Annotated in this window: 20 protein-coding genes; 9 read left to right on the forward strand and 11 right to left on the reverse strand. The window is 73.2% G+C overall.

All coding sequences use genetic code 11. From position 1 onward, the window contains the following. The first annotated feature begins 11 nt into the window (after positions 1 to 11). The gene (locus ASG76_RS03915) at positions 12 to 677 is read left to right on the forward strand and encodes a potassium channel family protein (RefSeq protein WP_056600384.1); all 666 of its coding nucleotides are present in this window, start codon (positions 12 to 14) and stop codon (positions 675 to 677) included. A gap of 4 nt (positions 678 to 681) precedes the next feature. Here the strand turns inward: ASG76_RS03915 and ASG76_RS03920 are convergent, their stop codons facing one another. From ASG76_RS03920 to dut, 4 genes are read right to left on the reverse strand one after another with little or no spacing between them, the layout of a single operon-like run. Next, complete coding sequence (locus ASG76_RS03920; protein ID WP_056600386.1) at positions 682 to 1392, reverse strand: DUF3159 domain-containing protein; 711 nt, start codon at positions 1390 to 1392, stop codon at positions 682 to 684. After that, on the reverse strand, positions 1389 to 1751 hold the full coding sequence (locus ASG76_RS03925) for an OB-fold nucleic acid binding domain-containing protein (protein ID WP_056600388.1): 363 nt from the start codon (positions 1749 to 1751) through the stop codon (positions 1389 to 1391). The genes ASG76_RS03920 and ASG76_RS03925 overlap by 4 nt, the downstream gene beginning before the upstream one ends. A gap of 3 nt (positions 1752 to 1754) precedes the next feature. Continuing rightward, on the reverse strand, positions 1755 to 2393 hold the full coding sequence (locus tag ASG76_RS03930; RefSeq protein ID WP_056600390.1) for a DUF3710 domain-containing protein: 639 nt from the start codon (positions 2391 to 2393) through the stop codon (positions 1755 to 1757). A 39-nt stretch (positions 2394 to 2432) separates the two neighbouring features. Continuing rightward, positions 2433 to 2876: a dUTP diphosphatase gene (dut, locus tag ASG76_RS03935; protein WP_056601002.1), complete on the reverse strand. Its 444-nt coding sequence runs from the start codon at positions 2874 to 2876 to the stop codon at positions 2433 to 2435. Between the two features lie 96 nt (positions 2877 to 2972). Here dut and ASG76_RS03940 point away from each other — a divergent pair, with 96 nt between their 5' ends. The 3 genes from ASG76_RS03940 to ASG76_RS03950 all read left to right on the forward strand — a co-directional run bounded on the left by ASG76_RS03940 (position 2973) and on the right by ASG76_RS03950 (position 4801). Next, on the forward strand, positions 2973 to 3419 hold the full coding sequence (locus ASG76_RS03940) for a DUF3093 domain-containing protein (protein ID WP_056600392.1): 447 nt from the start codon (positions 2973 to 2975) through the stop codon (positions 3417 to 3419). Positions 3420 to 3441: 22 nt separating this feature from the next. Beyond that, positions 3442 to 3768 carry a DUF4235 domain-containing protein gene (locus ASG76_RS03945; protein WP_056600394.1) on the forward strand — a complete coding sequence of 109 codons (327 nt, stop codon included), beginning with the start codon at positions 3442 to 3444 and terminating at the stop codon, positions 3766 to 3768. Positions 3769 to 4081: 313 nt separating this feature from the next. Next, positions 4082 to 4801 (forward strand): helix-turn-helix domain-containing protein, encoded by a 720-nt coding sequence (locus tag ASG76_RS03950; protein WP_056600395.1) that lies wholly within the window; start codon positions 4082 to 4084, stop codon positions 4799 to 4801. Here ASG76_RS03950 and ASG76_RS03955 read toward each other — a convergent pair. From ASG76_RS03955 to ASG76_RS03965, 3 genes are all read right to left on the reverse strand, one after another. Continuing rightward, on the reverse strand, positions 4779 to 5069 hold the full coding sequence (locus ASG76_RS03955; protein ID WP_056600397.1) for a DUF4193 domain-containing protein: 291 nt from the start codon (positions 5067 to 5069) through the stop codon (positions 4779 to 4781). The genes ASG76_RS03950 and ASG76_RS03955 overlap by 23 nt on opposite strands. Positions 5070 to 5288: 219 nt before the next feature. Next, positions 5289 to 6095, reverse strand: coding sequence for an inositol monophosphatase family protein (locus ASG76_RS03960; RefSeq protein WP_056601004.1), 807 nt, complete (start codon positions 6093 to 6095; stop codon positions 5289 to 5291). Next, a complete protein-coding gene (locus ASG76_RS03965; protein ID WP_056600400.1) occupies positions 6092 to 7207 on the reverse strand; it encodes a ferrochelatase in 1116 nt (371 codons plus the stop codon). Before ASG76_RS03965 ends, ASG76_RS03960 begins: the two co-directional genes overlap by 4 nt. A 33-nt stretch (positions 7208 to 7240) precedes the next feature. On the opposite strand from ASG76_RS03965, the gene ASG76_RS03970 reads away from it, so the two are divergent. Then, positions 7241 to 8425 (forward strand): MFS transporter, encoded by a 1185-nt coding sequence (locus ASG76_RS03970; protein ID WP_056600401.1) that lies wholly within the window; start codon positions 7241 to 7243, stop codon positions 8423 to 8425. Positions 8426 to 8434: 9 nt separating this feature from the next. Then, positions 8435 to 9769 (forward strand): D-arabinono-1,4-lactone oxidase, encoded by a 1335-nt coding sequence (locus tag ASG76_RS03975; protein ID WP_056600403.1) that lies wholly within the window; start codon positions 8435 to 8437, stop codon positions 9767 to 9769. Positions 9770 to 9816: 47 nt separating this feature from the next. Here the strand turns inward: ASG76_RS03975 and ASG76_RS03980 are convergent, their stop codons facing one another. Beyond that, complete coding sequence (locus ASG76_RS03980; RefSeq protein WP_056600405.1) at positions 9817 to 10452, reverse strand: trimeric intracellular cation channel family protein; 636 nt, start codon at positions 10450 to 10452, stop codon at positions 9817 to 9819. A 121-nt stretch (positions 10453 to 10573) separates the two neighbouring features. Between ASG76_RS03980 and sepH the strand changes: the two genes are divergently transcribed. Together sepH and ASG76_RS03990 are read left to right on the forward strand one after the other, a co-directional pair. Continuing rightward, a complete protein-coding gene (gene sepH / locus ASG76_RS18985) occupies positions 10574 to 11527 on the forward strand; it encodes a septation protein SepH (protein WP_056600406.1) in 954 nt (317 codons plus the stop codon). A 3-nt stretch (positions 11528 to 11530) separates the two neighbouring features. Next, positions 11531 to 12367 carry an MOSC domain-containing protein gene (locus ASG76_RS03990; RefSeq protein ID WP_056600408.1) on the forward strand — a complete coding sequence of 279 codons (837 nt, stop codon included), beginning with the start codon at positions 11531 to 11533 and terminating at the stop codon, positions 12365 to 12367. A gap of 12 nt (positions 12368 to 12379) precedes the next feature. On the opposite strand, the gene ASG76_RS03995 is transcribed toward ASG76_RS03990, so the two are convergent. Beyond that, complete coding sequence (locus tag ASG76_RS03995) at positions 12380 to 13228, reverse strand: sulfurtransferase (protein ID WP_082587237.1); 849 nt, start codon at positions 13226 to 13228, stop codon at positions 12380 to 12382. Between the two features lie 53 nt (positions 13229 to 13281). Between ASG76_RS03995 and ASG76_RS04000 the strand changes: the two genes are divergently transcribed. After that, positions 13282 to 13935, forward strand: a complete 654-nt coding sequence (locus tag ASG76_RS04000; RefSeq protein ID WP_056600409.1) for a thymidine kinase — start codon at positions 13282 to 13284, stop codon at positions 13933 to 13935. A 45-nt stretch (positions 13936 to 13980) separates the two neighbouring features. Here the strand turns inward: ASG76_RS04000 and ASG76_RS04005 are convergent, their stop codons facing one another. Together ASG76_RS04005 and ASG76_RS04010 are read right to left on the reverse strand one after the other, a co-directional pair. After that, the gene (locus ASG76_RS04005) at positions 13981 to 15096 is read right to left on the reverse strand and encodes an alkaline phosphatase family protein (RefSeq protein ID WP_056600411.1); all 1116 of its coding nucleotides are present in this window, start codon (positions 15094 to 15096) and stop codon (positions 13981 to 13983) included. Next, the gene (locus ASG76_RS04010) at positions 15093 to 15674 is read right to left on the reverse strand and encodes a DUF5998 family protein (protein ID WP_056600413.1); all 582 of its coding nucleotides are present in this window, start codon (positions 15672 to 15674) and stop codon (positions 15093 to 15095) included. The genes ASG76_RS04005 and ASG76_RS04010 overlap by 4 nt, the downstream gene beginning before the upstream one ends. Positions 15675 to 15693: the final 19 nt, after the last annotated feature.

Genomic DNA, 15693 nt, shown 5'->3' on the forward strand with positions numbered 1-15693 from the left:
GCACCACACACATGCGCGTCGCCATCGCCGGAGCCGGAGCCGTGGGTCGATCGATCGCCCGGGAGCTGATCGAGAACGGGCACCAGGTCCTGCTCATCGACAAGAACCCGTCCTCGATCCGTCCCGAGCGGGTGCCCAACGCCGAGTGGCTCCTGGCCGACTCGTGCGAGCTGTCCTCGCTCGCCGAGGCACAGCTGGGCAGGTGCGACGTCGTGATCGCCGCGACCGGCGACGACAAGGCCAACCTGGTCACCTCGCTGCTCGCCAAGACCGAGTTCGGCGTGCCGCGCACCGTGGGCCGGGTCAACCACCCCAACAACGAGTGGCTCTTCACCGAGGCCTGGGGCGTCGACGTCAACGTCTCCACCCCGCGCATCATGTCCGCGCTCGTCGAGGAGGCCGTCTCCATCGGCGACCTCGTGCGGCTGTTCACGTTCCGCCAGGGCAACGCCAACCTCGTCGAGCTGACGCTGTCGGCCGACTCCCCCTACGTCGGCACGCCGAGCGGACTGGTCCCCTTCCCCGACAACTGCGCGCTGGTCACGATCCTGCGCGACGGGCAGGTCTACACCCCTGACGCGGAGCAGCCCCTGGAGTCCGGCGACGAGCTGCTCTTCGTGGTGCCGACCGAGGTCGAGACCGAGCTGGAGCAGCTGCTCTCGCCCGGTCACCGCTGAGGCGTCAGGCGGGCGTCGCGTCGGTCGCGACCGGCGTACGGTTGCGCGAGAGCAGCCACACCATGGAGCCGAGCGCGGCGAGCTGGAGCGGCCAGCCCAGCACGATCTTGAGGACGCCGAGGATCGCGACGGCGGCGTCGGGGTCCATCGACCCGGAGGTGCCGGCCAGCCAGATCGGGGTCTGGACGGCGACCCGGATCACGCACGGCGCCACCAGCAGCCACGTCAGGCGGCTGCACAGCCGCACGACCTGCCGGTCGGAGTGCCACGCGGTGGGGTCGCCGGTGATGCTGCCGACCATGAAGCCGACCAGCGGCCACCCGACCACGCAGGTGAGGCCGAGCACGACGGCGTAGCCACCGTTGTAGAGGATGCCCGGCAGGAAGTAGGCCAGGGCCTGGTCCTGCTCCGATCCCCCGGACGCGGCCGAGCGGTGCACGAAGTACCACCCGATCGCGATGCCGAAGAGGGCGTTGACGACGAACTGGACGGTCGAGCGCTGCACCAGCCGGATCGCGAGCAGCACGAGTGCTGCGCCGACGCTGACGTAGATCGCCAGGTCGAGGTCGCGCCCGGTGAGCCAGGTGGCTGTGAAGAGCACGGTCGGCACGGCTGCCTCGGCCATGCCGCGCCGGCCGCCGAGGGCCTTGGAGAGCTGCTGGCGCACCACGGCCTCGACCGTCTCGGTCTCCACCACGTGCGTCTCGCCCGTCACGGGCGCAGCTCGTAGCGAGGGTTGAACATGATCGGCACGCCGCCCTGCTTGCCGATGCAGCCGGCCACGGTCACCGAGCGGCCAGGGGCGACGCCGGAGATCCTCCGTCGTCCCAGCCACACGACGGTGATCACACCCGAGCCGTCGTCGAGCTCGGCCTCGAGTGCGGGCACGCCACCGCGGGGCCGCAGGGTCACGGTGCGGAGCACGCCGTTGACGATCACGTGCTCGCGCTCGGGGGCCTCGGCGATCGCGACGGCCTCGTCGCGCGCCTGGCTCTGGCGCAGGTCACGCTGGTGGGCCTCGGAGCTGTCAGCCCACTTCGACAGCGCCTGGCGCAGCCGGCTCTTCTCGGCCACCGCTCACCTCACTCGACGGGCGTCGTCAGGCAGCGTGACCGGGAGGGGCTCGCCGACCGGCATGGCGGTGTCGCCGCGTCGTACGACGACCTGGGCCAGCGCGTCGTCCCAGTCCGGGGTGGCGTCGGGCTCGACGGCCGGGCGGCCGAGGAACGACGCGCGCAGCATCCAGCGCTCACCGTTGATCCCGATGATGCGCGAGGGCTGCGTGGCGGTGGTGCCGTCGGGGCGCTGCACGGGCATCTGGCAGACCAGCTCGGTGCCCCAGCGGCCCTCACGCTCGGTGGCGTGGCCGCCCCGCCGGACCATGTCCTCGGCGATCTGGGGGCGCACCTCCGACCACAGGTCACCGTTGCGGGGGGCGGCGAAGGCCTGGAACTCGCACGCACCGTCGGAGCCGGCGAGCATCACCGCGCGGACCTGGCCGGTCTGGTCGTCGACCTGCAGGCGCAGCTCGCGGTCGGCGATGGCCGGCACGAGCACCGACCCGAGGTCGGCGCGCTCGATCCCGTCGTCCTCGACGGCGGACGCGTCGAAGGGGCCGGCGGGCGCCTGCGCGGCGCCGGTCTCCCCGTCGGACCCGGCGGGGGCGTCGTCGGTCGCGGCCGTGTCGGTGGTCGCGGCCTTGCGGCGGAACTTCACGTCAGCACTCCTTGTTGGTGGACCCGAGAGCGGGCGCGCTCAGGGGCGCGAACCGATACCTGTAGAACCGTAACCCCCGTCACCCCGCACCGACTCGGGCAGCACCCCCACCTCGACGAAACGGGCACGCTCGAAGCGCTGGACGACGAGCTGGGCGATCCGGTCGCCACGCTGGAGCGTGACCGCTTCGGTCGGGTCGAGGTTGACCAGGAGCACCTTGATCTCGCCGCGGTAGCCCGCGTCGACGGTGCCCGGTGCGTTGACGATCGACAGACCGTGACGCGCCGCGAGCCCCGAGCGTGGGTGCACCAGCCCGACGTAGCCATCGGGCAGCGCCAGCGCCAGCCCGGTGGGCACGAGCACCCGCTCGCCCGGCGCGAGCGTGACGTCGATGGTGGTGTGGAGGTCGGCGCCTGCGTCCCCCGGGTGGGCGTACGCCGGCAGCGGCAGGTCCGGGTCGAGCCGGACCACGGCGACGTCCAGGTCGTGGGCAGGCTGTCCGGACTGCTCGGACGGCTCGGGCTGGTCAGGCGTGAGGCGGGCGTCGGGCACGAGGAGAGAATCTATAGGCTCTGCGCCGTGGACTACGCCGAACGCCTCACCGTCCCGCTGCGCTGGTGGGTCCAGGGCGTCATGCTGGTGGCATCGTTGTGGCTGGCCCTGGTCGTCGCGGTCCCCGAGGGACTGGCCTGGACCGTCACCGCACTCGCACTGGCCGTGCTCATCGGCGTGCTCGGCGGCTATGGCAGTCCCCGCGTGGCGATCCAGCGTGGCACGCTCCGCGCGGGGCGTGCGCACATCGACCTGCAGCACGTCGGCGAGGTGACCCCGCTGGACGCGGACGGCGTACGACGCCAGGCAGGCGTCGACGCCGACGCCCGCGCCTACCTGCTGCTGCGGCCCTACCTCCAGCGTGGCGTGCGCATCGACATCACCGACCCGGCCGACCCGGCGCCCTACTGGCTGGTGAGCTGTCGACGCCCCGAGGCGCTGGCCTCAGCCCTAGAGGCGACGCGAGCGGGCTGACCGCCTCGATAGGGTTACCGACATGGCTTCCAAGGACGGTTCCAGCAAGTTCTACTCCGCGTTCTCCCTCGCTGCCGCGCTCGGCGCGGCAGCTGTGGCCAAGAAGGGGCTCAACACCTCGTGGCGTGCCGCGACGGGCAAGAACCCGCCGGCCAACCCTGCCGACCCCGACGTGGGCCTGGGCGAGGCGGTCATGTGGGCCGCTGTCAGCGGCACGCTGATCGGGGTCGCGCGGATGCTGGCCACCCGCCGTGCGGCGACCTACTACGCCAAGTCCACCGGCCACCTGCCCCCGCAGCTCAAGAAGGACGGCCAGGACGCCGACAAGGCGCCCGCTCCGCAGTCCTGAGCCCGCGCCCGACGACCCGTCGGGCACCACCGGCACCGGCACCCGACGCCCGTCCCTCCTCGGAGGGGCGGGCGTCGTGCCATGAGTGCCCGCTCCCTTGACTGGCTGGTGAGTCTCTGAGGGACTCACCAGCCAGTGCGGCGAGGAGGGCCGACCACAGCGACTGACGACTCCGAGACACAGCCCCGGAGGCGTCCACAGGCTCTGCGCCAGCGTCCCCTCCGCGGCCTCCTGTGGAGAACGACGTCCCGATGTCATCGCACAGGCGTGGGATGGCAGTCACACAGGAACGACGACCGCTGGAGGACGACGCATGACTGCTACGACCTGGGACTCGATGGCCGGCTGGACCGAGGAGGAGCGCGAGTGGTGGTTCATGGGCCCGTTCGACGGGGGCCCGCCGGGCGTCGTACGCCGGGTCAGGCGGATCCTGGACGTGTCCCAGCGGGGGCTTGCGGCACGACTCGGGGTCTCGCAGTCGGTCGTCGCGCGGTGGGAGACCGGGCGGACGAGCCCACGGGCCACGGTGCTCGAGCAACTGCTGCGGATGGCGGGCCTGAAGGCCACCCTCAGCGACGCGACGACAGGCGAGGAGGTGCACCCCATGCGGGCCGACGGCGCTCGCAAGCACGGTGGCAGCCGCTACCCGGCCCACGTGGACCTGCGAGCGACGGGATGGTGGGTGCCGCAGGCCCTGCGGCACATGACGACCGTCGACTACTTCGAGGTTCGCGACCGGTCGCGGCAGCGACGCGACCCGGCCATCCACTTCCGCCTGTGCCCGCATCACCGACGCCTCGAGCGCACCCTGTTCGGGACTCCCGACGACCATCCGGCGGTTCACCAGCTCGCGGCGGATGTCGACCACCTCGACGAGCTCCGTGAGGAGCGCTTCCAACGGCCACGCGCCGCCGAGGGGCGGATCGCACACACAGAACAGCGCCCGCCCTCCTCGGAGGACGGACGCCGTCGTGGCTGGAGCGTGATGGAGCGCGCTCGAGCGGTGCTCGTCAGATGCAGTCGCGGCAGATGAGCTTCTTCTCATCGGCCAGCTGCGAGCGGTGGTGCACCAGGAAGCAGCTCATGCAGGTGAACTCGTCGTCCTGCCGCGGCATGACCTCGACTGCCAGCTCTTCGTGCGAGAGGTCGGCACCGGGAAGCTCGAAGGACTCGGCCGCCTCGGTCTCGTCCTCGTCGACCTTGCCGGAGTTCTTGTCGTGGCGGCGGGCCTTGAGCTCCTCGATGCTCTCCTCGCTCTGGTCCTCCTCGGACTTGCGCGGTGCGTCGTAGTCGGTGGCCATCGGATCCCTCTCCCCATGCAGTGGCTCAGACCGGCCGGATCGCGGCACGGGCATGAGACCGAGTTGTTGCTCGTCGTCGGCGCCAGATTGTGCACCATGGAGCGGCTCCGTGGTGAGCCGGTCCGCAACGTGTCGCCTGAACAGTGGTGAGCGTCTCGCTATTCCCCCGTGGTCCAGCCCGGTCGCGACCACCCGTCAGGAGGTGTCCCGGCTCCCCGATCAGGTGAGGAAGCCGGCGCTGGTGAGCGCCGCGACGAACGTGTCCCACCCGTCCGCCGGAGCTCCGACCACGACCGTACGCCGCGTCGATCCGTCGAAGGCCAGGGTGCCGTCGAGCAGGTCGAAGCGACCGCCCGCCTCGCGCAGCACCAGCCCACCGGCCGACCAGTCCCAGGGCTTGGGCCCGGCCTCGACGTAGCCGTCCCCGCTGCCCTCGGCGACGTGGCAGAGGTCGAGCGAGCAGGAGCCCATCCGACGGATGTCGCGCACGTCCGGCAACAGCCGGGCCACGCAAGCGGCCTGGTGCTCGCGGACGTGGCGCTCGTAGCCGAAGCCGGTCAACACCAGACGCTCGGCGAGCGGCGGAGTGGGGCGCACGGACAGTGGCCGGCCGTCACGGGCGGCTCCGAGCCCGAGCGCGGCGGCGTACTCGACCCCGCCGGGGATGGTGACCACGGCACCGGCGACGACCTCGCCGTCGACCTCGGCGGCCACGGAGACCGCGCAGTCGGCAAGGCCGTAGAGGTAGTTGACGGTGCCGTCGATCGGGTCGACGACCCACCGCACGCCGCTGGTGCCGGGACGGTCGTCGCCCTCCTCCCCCAGGATCGCGTCATCGGGTCGCTGCGCCGTGATCCGGGCGCGGATCAGCTGCTCGACGGCGCGGTCGGCCTCGGTGACGACGTCGACGGCACTGGTCTTGGTGTCGGCGACGCTGATCCCGCCCACGCGCATCTCCCGGGCCAGCGAGGCGCCCTCGTGCGCGACGGCGCGGGCCAGGTCGCGCAGCTCCGCAGGATCGGTCACGAGTCGCGACCGCACAGCGCCGGCCGCGGCCCGCGGGCGTTGGGGCAGCACCCGACGCCGCACACGTCGGGCCCGGCGGGCATCGACCCGACGACGGGGCGCTGCGGCTCCTCGCCCCGCTCGGCGGCGGCCCGCTCGAGCACGAGGTCGCGCACCATCGCCACGAAGCGCGGGTCGACCCCGGCCGTCGCGGCTCGGACGGCGCTCATCCCGAGTCGCTCGGCGGTCTCCATCGCCTCGGTGTCGAGGTCGTAGATGACCTCCATGTGGTCGGAGACGAAGCCGATCGGGGCCAGGACCACGGAGGTGACGCCGTCGGTGGCGAGCTGCTCGAGGTGGTCGTTGACGTCGGGCTCGAGCCACGGCGTCGACGGCGCGCCCGAGCGCGAGCAGTAGACGAGGTCGTGCCGGTGCACGCGCCCGGTGCGCTCCCCCACGCGGCGCGCGACCTCGTCGACGGCGCTGCGGTGCTGGCTGACGTAGGCACCGCGCGGCTGCCCGGCCGGGTCCTCCGAGCCGCTGGTCTCCGCCATCTGGGTCGGGATCGAGTGAGTGACGAAGACGAGGCGGGCGGTGTCACCGTTGTCGGGCAGCTCGGCGAGCGCGGCCAGGCACGCGTCGACGGCGGGCTCGATGAAGCCGGGGTGGTTGTAGTACTGCCGCAGCTTGTCGAGGCGCGGCGCACCCGGCGTCTTCTCGACCGCGTCGTAGAGGTTCTCGCGGTACTGCCGGCACGACGACCACGAGGAGTAGGCCGACGTCGCGAAGACCGCGGCCCGCTGGACGCCGTCGGCGGCCATCTGCGCGAGCGTGTCGGCGAGGTAGGGGTCCCAGTTGCGGTTGCCGAAGTAGATCGGCAGCTCGATGCGCTGCTCGGCGAGGTCCTTCTCGAGCGCGGCGATGAGTGCACGGTTCTGGTCGTTGATCGGGCTCTTGCCGCCGAAGAGGAAGTAGTGCTCCCCCACCTGGGCCAGCCGCTCGCGCGGGATGCCCCGGCCACGGGTGACGTTCTCCAGGAACGGCACCACGTCCTCGGGCTTCTCCGGGCCCCCGAAGGAGAGCACCAGGAGGGCGTCGTACGGCTTCACGTCGAGGTGTCCCGCAGGATTCATGTCGCCAGCCTAGGGCGCCCTACCATCTCCTCGATGCTCGACTCCTACGCCCGGGTGCTCCGCCGCCCGGGCGCCCTCGCCTTCAGCGGCGCCGGCCTCGTCGCCCGCCTCCCCATCTCGATGGTCGGCCTGGGCATCGTGCTGCTCGTCGAGGAGCGCACCGGCTCCTACGGACTGGCCGGCACGGTCTCGGCGGTGTTCGTGCTCGCCGAGGCCGCCGTCGCGGTCCTGCACGGCCGGTGGGTCGACCACTACGGCCAGGCACGGGTGCTGCCGATCGCGATCTCGGTGTTCGCCGCCGGCCTGTCGCTGATGATCCTGGCGGTCGAGCAGGACTGGCCGACGGCCTGCACCTACGTGTTCGCCGCCCTCGGCGGGGCGGCCCTCCCCCAGGTCGGCGCCAGCGTGCGCACCCGCTGGTCGCACCTGCTCGACGAGCCCGGGGAGAAGCAGACCGCCTTCGCGCTCGAGGCGGTGCTCGACGAGGTCGTCTTCGTCGTCGGCCCCGTGCTGGTGACGCTCCTCGCCACCAGCTGGCACCCGGTGGCGGGCCTCGGACTCGCCCTGGTCAGCGGGGTGGCGGGCACGTTCGCCTTCGCGGCGCAGCGGCGTACGGAGCCGCCGGCAGGCCGCACGGTGGTCACCGACGGACCACGGCCCGCGATGCCGTGGCGGCTCGTGCTGCCGCTCGCCCTGGTCTGCCTGACCCTGGGCGCGCTGTTCGGCGCCGCCGAGGTCAGCACCGTCGCCTTCGCCGAGGAGCAGGGCCATCGCGGCGTCGCCGGCTGGCTGCTCGCGGCCTGGTCCTTCGGGAGCCTGGTCGCGGGCCTCGTCACCGGTGCGATCGCGTGGCGCAGCGGGCCGGACGTGCGGCTGCGCTGGGGCTCGGCGGCGATGGCGCTGGCCATGGTGCCGCTGCTGCTCGTCTCCTCGCTGCCGCTGATGGCCGTGGTCCTGCTCGTCGGCGGGCTCGCCATCGCGCCCACGATGATCGTCGCGATGACCATGGTCGAGCAGGGCGTGCCGCCCACACGACTGACCGAGGGCATGGCGATCCTGCACACCGGGATCGTGGCCGGCGTGGCGCCCGGAGCGAGCATCGCAGGCTTCGTGGTCGACCACAGCGGCGCGTCGGCCGCCTACGCCGTGGCGCTCGCGGGCGGCGTGCTCGGCGCGCTGGCCGCGCAGACGGCCCGCCCGTCCCGCACCGCGCGCTAGCGTGCGGCCATGAGGTCGCCCGCCCAGACGCACCCCGCCGGCGCCCCGTGGCGCAACTGGTCCGGCCTGGAGGAGGCCACGCCGTCGCGGGTGGAGACCCCCGCGTCGGTCGCGGCGGTCGTCGAGGCCGTACGCCGCGCCCGGGAGGACGGCACCAGCGTGAAGATGGCCGGCACCGGTCACAGCTTCACCGCGATCGCCGCTCCCGAGCACGCCCTGCTGCGGCCCGAGGGCCTCACCGGGATCCTCGACGTCGACCGCGAGGCGATGACGGTGACGGCCCGCGCCGGCACGCCGCTCAAGGACCTCAACCTCGCCCTCGAGCGCCTCGGCCTGTCGCTGCACAACATGGGCGACATCGCCGAGCAGACGCTCGCCGGGGCGACGTCCACGGGCACGCACGGCACCGGCGGCACCGCGGCGGGCCTCGCCGCCCAGCTCGCGGGCCTCGAGCTCGTCACCGGCACCGGAGAGGTGCTGCGCGCCTCGGCCACCGAGAACCCCGACGTCCTCGACGTCGCCCGCGTCGGCCTCGGCGCGCTCGGGATCCTCACCAGCCTCACCTTCCACGTCGAGCCGCTCTTCGTCGTCGAGGCCCACGAGCAGCCCATGACGTGGGACCGGGCGCTGGCGTCGTACGACGAGATGGTGGCCGCGGCGCACCACGTCGACATGTACTGGTTCCCCCACACCGACGCGATGGTCGTCAAGCAGAACGTCCGCACCGACCTCGAGCCAGGAGAGCAGGAGCCGCCCTCACGCCTGGCCGCCTGGTGGGAGGACGACTTCGTGTCCAACACGGTGTTCGGCGGGCTCTGCCGCGTCGGGTCGCGGGCGCCGGGCCTGGTCCCGCGGATCAACCGGCTGGCCGGGCACGCGCTGTCGGAGCGGCGCTACAGCGACCTCGCGCACCGCGTGTTCGTCAGCCCGCGCCGGGTGCGCTTCCGCGAGATGGAGTACGCCGTCCCGCGCGAGGTCGGCCTCGACGTGCTGCGTGAGTGCCGCCGGGTGATCGAGGCCAGCGACTGGAGGATCGCCTTCCCGGTCGAGATCCGCACCGCGCCGGCCGACGACGTCCCCCTGTCGACCTCGTACGGCCGCGACAGCCTCTACCTCGCCTTCCACGTGCCGGCCGACACCGACCACCGGGCCTACTTCGGGGGCCTGGAGCCGCTGTTGCGCGAGGCCGGCGGACGGCCCCACTGGGGCAAGGTCCACACGCGCACCGCGGCCGACCTGGCGCCGGCGTACGACCGCTTCGACGACTACCTCGCGTTGCGCGACCGGCTCGACCCCGACCGGGTCTTCACCAACGCCCACCTCCGGCGCGTGCTCGGCGACTGACCATTGCTGGTCGAGGAAGGCGCCCTGGCGCCTGTCACGAGACCCGCTCAGACGTTCGCCGGCCCCTTCGGCATCGGGGCTCGCCATCCCCGGACCGTGGCGAGCAGCCGCCAGCCGAGGCAGACGCTGAATCCCGACGCGGCGACGACGGCGAGCGGCAGGTCGGTGCGGTCGAGCAGCACGGCCACCGCCGCGCCGGCGAGCGCGGGCGTGGCGTAGAGCACGCCCTCGAAGATGACGGGCACGCGCCCGGCGAGCACGTCGCGCAGGATGCCGCCGCCGATGCCGGTGACCATGCCGAGCAGCGCGGCGGGCAGCGGTCCGAGGCCGTAGTCGACGGCCTTGAGCGCGCCGGTCACGCAGAACACCGCCAGCCCGAAGGCGTCGAACAGCGTGACCACGCGCTCGAGGCGACCGACGGTCGGGTGGAAGACGAAGGTGAGGAGGCCTGCCGCGACCGGCACCAGGAGGTAGCGCCAGTCGGCCAGCGCGGCGGGCGGGGTGGCGTCGATCAGGACGTCGCGTACGAACCCGCCGCCGAGGCCGGTCACACCGGCGAGCACCAGCGCGGCGAACAGGTCGAGGTGCTTGCGCACCGCCACGAGCGCACCGGTCACCGCGAAGACGAAGATGCCGACGAGGTCGAGCACGACGAGCGTGGTGGAGAGCTCGGTCGTGGGCACGTGCAGCAGGCTAGCCGCCGCGCCGCAGGTGGAACCCGGTGGCAGCACCGCGCTGGCGTAGGCTCGACGCGATCGGATGCCCCGGCGCATCGCCCACCACCCAGGCAGGAGAACGCCGTCCATGGCCAAGCTGACGTTCACCGGACGCAGCAAGGACGGCAAGCGCCTGCTGCTGGTGGACGAGTCGGGCCAGGAGCACACCCTGGCGATCGACGCCCGGCTCCGCCGCGCCCTGTCGGGCGCACCCGAAAGCAACGGCCAGTTGGAGATCCCGATGGAATCAAGCCTCCGTCCCCGCGACATCCAGACGCGCATCCGCGCCGGTGAGTCCCCCGAGTCGGTGGCCCACGCGGCCGGCACCTCGGTGGAGAAGATCATGCCGTTCGCGGCGCCCGTGATGGCCGAGCGCGCCCACGTCGCCGACCGGGCCCAGCTCGCGTCCGTCCGCCGCCGCGCCTCCGAGTCCGGTGCGCGCACCCTCGGCGAGGCGGTCAACGCGCACCTGCGCTCCCACAACGCCGACCCGGGCAGCGTCGACTGGGACGCCTTCCGTCGCGAGGACGGGCGCTGGACCCTGACCGCGCTCTACGACGTCGCGGGCCGCACCGGCGCGGCCACGTTCTCCCACGACCCCCGCGGCAACTTCGTCACCGTCGACGACGAGGACGCCCGCTGGCTGGTCGGAGACGCGACGCCCGCCGCCCCTGCAGAGCCGGCCTCCGACGACCTCGCCCTCGCGCGCCGGCGCCGGCTCAGCGCCATCGGCGACGACGTGCCGCTGGACGAGGACGTGCCCCTCGGCGACGACGCCATCGAGATGGTGGGCGAGGAGCCTGCGCGCGACGAGCCTGCGGGCGACCGGACGCCCCGCGACGAGCCGGCCGAGGCCGACTCCCCCAACGAGACCACGATGGAGATCCGTGCCTCGTCCGACGGCGGACCCGCACGTCATGAGCCCGAGGAGCCCGCGGCGGAGACCCCCTCCGAGCCGGTCGCCAAGCCCGCGAAGAAGCGCGGCCGTGCGTCGGTGCCGAGCTGGGACGAGATCATGTTCGGCGGCGGAAAGAACGACTGACAGGTGCGCCTGCGCCACCTCAACGTCCACCCGCTGAAGTCCGGCGCCATCCGGCCCGTCGAGTCGATCGACGTCCAGCCCGCCGGCCTGCGCGGTGACCGGACGTGGATGGTCGTCGACCGCGACTCGCGCCTCGTCTCTGCGCGCGAGGTGCACCGGCTGTTCCACGTCGTCGCCGACACCCCGGAAACCGACCCGTCGGTCGACTGCGCGCTGCGGCTCCGCGCCCCGGGCCTGCCCGACCTGCTCCTCGAGGAGCCGACCGGCGGCCCCGAGCCCGTGCGGCTCTTCTCGCTCGACCTGCGGGCGGTGCCTGCGGGTCCGGACGCCGACGCCTGGATCGCGGCGGCGCTCGGCCGCGACGACGTACGCCTGGTGTGGTGCGACGACCCGACGCGTCGCACCCTGCAGCCGGGCTTCTCGCGTCCCGGCGAGCACGCGGCCTTCCCGGACTCGATGCCCGTGACGGTCGCGTCGATGGCGTCGCTGCGCCAGCTCGACGACTGGATCGTCGAGCGGGCGCTCGAGCTCGGCGAGGAGCCGCCTGGGCCGCTGCCGGTCGAGCGGTTCCGGGCCAACCTCGTCGTCGACGGCGAGGAGCCCTTTGCGGAGGACCGCTGGTCGTCGCTCACGATCGGCGGCGTCAGGTTCCGGCTGACCAAGCCCGTGGGCCGGTGCGTCATGACGACCATCGACCCCCGGACCCTCGCGACGGCCAAGGAGCCGATCCGCACGCTGGCACGCCACCGGCTCGTGGACGGCAAGACCATGTTCGCCGCCCACCTGGTGCCCGAGACGACCGGCCGGATCAGCATCGGCGACGAGGTCGTCGCACGCTGAGCGAGGGGCGGATCAGCGGCCGGTCTCGATCGGCCGTGACGTGTCGGTGATCCAGCCGCTCCAGCTGCCAGGGTAGAGCGCCGCCCGGATCCCGGCCACCTCCATCGCCAGCACGTCGTGCGTGGCGGTGACGCCCGAGCCGCAGTAGGCCGCCACCGACCGCGAGCCGTCCACGCCGACGCGGGCGTACGCCGCCCGCAGCTCGGCGGGGGCCCGGAACCGGCCCCTCTCGTCGAGGTTCTCCGTCGTCGGCACGTTGACCGCGCCGGGGATGTGCCCGGCCACCGGGTCCACGGGCTCGGTCTCGCCGGCGAAGCGCTCCGCCGCTCGGGCGTCGACCAGCACGTCCACGCCGAGCACGTCGTCCGCCTCGACCACGGGCATCTGCGGGGTCGCAGCGACCGTGAAGTCACCCGGCTCCGGCCGCACCTCGCCGGTCTCCACCGGGTGTCCGGCCCCCTGCCACGCGCTCCAACCGCCGTCGAGGACACGCACGTCGCGGTGGCCGTGGAAGCGCAGCAGCCACCACGCGCGGGCCGCCGCGCGACCCTGCCAGTCGTCGTACACCACGACGGGACGCGTGCGGCTCACCCCGGCACGGCGCATGGCGGCCTCGAAGGCGGCCGGTCCGGGGAGCGGGTGCCGCCCGCCCGCGCCGGGCGGGGCGGCCAGGTCGGCGTCGAGGTCGACGTACGCCGCCCCGGGGACGTGGCCCGCCTCGTGCAGCTCGCGACCGGGCGGGCCGCCCATCAGGTAGCGCACGTCGAGCACGGTGAGGCGCTCGAGGTCGGCGGCCAGCTCGTCGGGACCGATCAGCGGGCTCGCGCTGGCGGGCGGGGCGGGGTCGAAGTCGTCGGCCATGCCCGGCACGGTAGCCGCCGGCGCCCGCGCGGCTGTGACAAGATCGGCCGGTCATGGCTGAACTGCACTTCTTCACGGGCACGATGGACTCCGGCAAGTCGACGCTGGCGCTCCAGACCAACCACAACCACGCGGCCCGAGGACGCGTCGGCCGCATCTTCACCACCCACGACCGCGCCGGCGCGGCGAAGGTCTCGAGCCGTCTGGGCCTGACCCACGACGCGCTCGAGGTGGACGACGCCTTCGACTTCTGGACCTACGTCGTCACCACGCTCACCCGCGGCGGACGCATCGACTACCTCATCTGCGACGAGGCCCAGTTCTACGCAGCCGACCAGATCGACCAGCTCGCCAAGGTCGTCGACGAGCTCCAGATCGACGTCTTCGCCTTCGGCATCCTCACCGACTTCCGCTCGGTGCTCTTCCCCGGCAGCGCCCGCCTCGTCGAGCTCGCCGACCGGATGAACGTGCTGCAGGTCGAGGCGCTGTGCTGGTGCGGCAAGCGCGCCACCCACAACGCGCGCACCGAGAACGGCGCGATGGTCACCGACGGCGAGGTGATCGTCGTCGGCGACGTGGAGCAGGCCGACGAGCCGCCTGCTGACGTGGCCTACGAGGTGCTGTGCCGCCAGCACCACCGCCGTCGCCTCACCGCCGCGCGCGCCAAGGCCGTGAGCCTCGCTCCGGAGCCGCTCCCCTTCGGCTGAGTCCCCCGTGCTGGCTGCTGAGTCTCCTGGAGACTCACCAGCCAGTCAGCCGACGAGGATGGGGATCGTCATCTCGGCGGACGTCAGCGAGCCGTGCAGGCCGACGAGCGTGTCCTCGTAGGCGAAGTCGCGCGTCGAGACCACGGCCACGTCGTCGTGGCAGGCCACCATGACGTCGCCCAGACGTGGCAGGACACCGGGGTCGACGGCGCCGAACCAGCCCCGACCGATCGCGTCCTCGCGCGTCAGCACCGTGGCTCGATCGCCCAGCACCTCGCGCCAGGTCGCGACGACGTCGTCGACCGCGCGGGAGGGGCAGTAGAGGTGCCGGAAGCGGGCCTCGCCGCCGAGCAGGGCGACCCCGTCGCGCATCCCGTCGACCTCGTCGACGTCGACCCGTGCCTCGCGCGGGCTGTCGACCATCCCGTGGTCGGCGACGACGAGGAGCCGGGTCGAGGCCGGCAGCGCCTCGCGCAGCTGCTCGGCCTCGGCGTCGACCATCGCGAGCTGCTGGAGCCACTGGGTCGAGGCCACGCCGAACTTGTGCCCGGTCCAGTCGAGGTCGGAGTCGTAGACGTAGGTCAGCGACGGGCGGTGCGACGACGCGCTGACGGTGGCGGCGATGCGCTCGCCGACGCGGTCGGCACCGACGTACGTCGCCCCGCGCTGCGAGGCGACCGTCAGGCCCGAACCGTCGAAGTCACGCTTGTTGACGGAGGTGACGTGGACCCCGGCGTGCGCGAGCCGGCCGAAGGCGGTGGGGTGCGGCTGCCACAGCGTGGGATCGACGCCCTTGTCCCACGACAGGTGGTTGAGCAGGCGGTCGGTCCCGGGGATGCGGGCGGTGAAGCCGACGAGGCCGTGGGCGCCGGGGGTGAGCCCGGTGCCGAGGGAGGTCAGTGAGGTCGCGGTCGTCGACGGCACGCCGGCCGTGCCGGTCGAGGCCCCGTCGACGAGCGAGGCGAGGTAGGGCGCGGCGTGGGCGTGGCGGGCGAGCAGCTCCGCGCCCATCCCGTCGACCAGGAACACGACGTACGACGGCGCCGGGGGCAGCTCGATGCCGACGGCGTGGCCCTCGAGGGGCGTCCCGAGCGCGCGGGCCACCGACGGCACCACGTCGGCGAGGGAGCGGTCGCCGTACGCCGGTGGGGTGAAGGTCATCCGCGGGTGCGCGCGGAAAGGGCGTCGGCGAAGGCCAGCAGCCCGGCCACCGAGTCGGCTCCCTCCGCGGCGGCGGAGACGCGCAGCGTGTAGTCGTCGCCGGCGAGCGTGCCGGTGTAGCCGTGGTCGGCGTCGCACTCGGGGTCCGAGCAGGCGGCGGGCTCGAGGTCGAGCCGGCCCACGCCGCCCCAGCCGATGGTCAGCACGGCCTCGGCCGGCGGCGCCACGCCCGCGGTCGGGTTGGCGACCATGCGGGTGACCACCACCGTGCGGATCGAGGTGAGCGTGACGGCCTCGGTGGTGGTGGAGGTGTAGGGCTCCGGCAGCAGGTCGTCGCCCGGGTGCTCGTCGGTGTGCGCGATCACCAGGCGGGTGGGCGTCAGCAGCAGGGCGGTGAGGTGGCGGCGCACCTCCTCGTGGTCGAACGTCGTCTCGTGGTGCACGAAGAAGGAGACGACGTCCTCGCCGCCCGCGGCGGAGAAGACGCCGTCGGCGACGACCTCGGGGTAGTAGCCGGTGCGGTGGATCGCCTGGCGGAGGTCCTGGGAGACGTCCGCGTCACGGGTCGAGCGGGGCATGGTCGCAGTCTGTCACGCG

The organism is Nocardioides sp. Soil774, from assembly GCF_001428125.1.
Taxonomy (GTDB): Bacteria; Actinomycetota; Actinomycetes; order Propionibacteriales; family Nocardioidaceae; genus Nocardioides.

Bases quoted from the DNA above. Each gene is read 5' to 3' on its own strand.
- ASG76_RS03915 (WP_056600384.1), top strand. From the start codon at position 12: ATGCGCGTCGCCATCGCCGGAGCCGGAGCCGTGGGTCGATCGATCGCC.
- ASG76_RS03945 (WP_056600394.1), top strand. From the start codon at position 3,442: ATGGCTTCCAAGGACGGTTCCAGCAAGTTCTACTCCGCGTTCTCCCTC.
- ASG76_RS03950 (WP_056600395.1), top strand. From the start codon at position 4,082: ATGACTGCTACGACCTGGGACTCGATGGCCGGCTGGACCGAGGAGGAG.
- ASG76_RS03955 (WP_056600397.1), bottom strand. From the start codon at position 5,069: ATGGCCACCGACTACGACGCACCGCGCAAGTCCGAGGAGGACCAGAGC.
- ASG76_RS03965 (WP_056600400.1), bottom strand. From the start codon at position 7,207: ATGAATCCTGCGGGACACCTCGACGTGAAGCCGTACGACGCCCTCCTG.
- ASG76_RS03970 (WP_056600401.1), top strand. From the start codon at position 7,241: ATGCTCGACTCCTACGCCCGGGTGCTCCGCCGCCCGGGCGCCCTCGCC.
- ASG76_RS03975 (WP_056600403.1), top strand. From the start codon at position 8,435: ATGAGGTCGCCCGCCCAGACGCACCCCGCCGGCGCCCCGTGGCGCAAC.
- sepH (WP_056600406.1), top strand. From the start codon at position 10,574: ATGGCCAAGCTGACGTTCACCGGACGCAGCAAGGACGGCAAGCGCCTG.
- ASG76_RS03995 (WP_082587237.1), bottom strand. From the start codon at position 13,228: ATGGCCGACGACTTCGACCCCGCCCCGCCCGCCAGCGCGAGCCCGCTG.
- ASG76_RS04000 (WP_056600409.1), top strand. From the start codon at position 13,282: ATGGCTGAACTGCACTTCTTCACGGGCACGATGGACTCCGGCAAGTCG.
- ASG76_RS04005 (WP_056600411.1), bottom strand. From the start codon at position 15,096: ATGACCTTCACCCCACCGGCGTACGGCGACCGCTCCCTCGCCGACGTG.
- ASG76_RS04010 (WP_056600413.1), bottom strand. From the start codon at position 15,674: ATGCCCCGCTCGACCCGTGACGCGGACGTCTCCCAGGACCTCCGCCAG.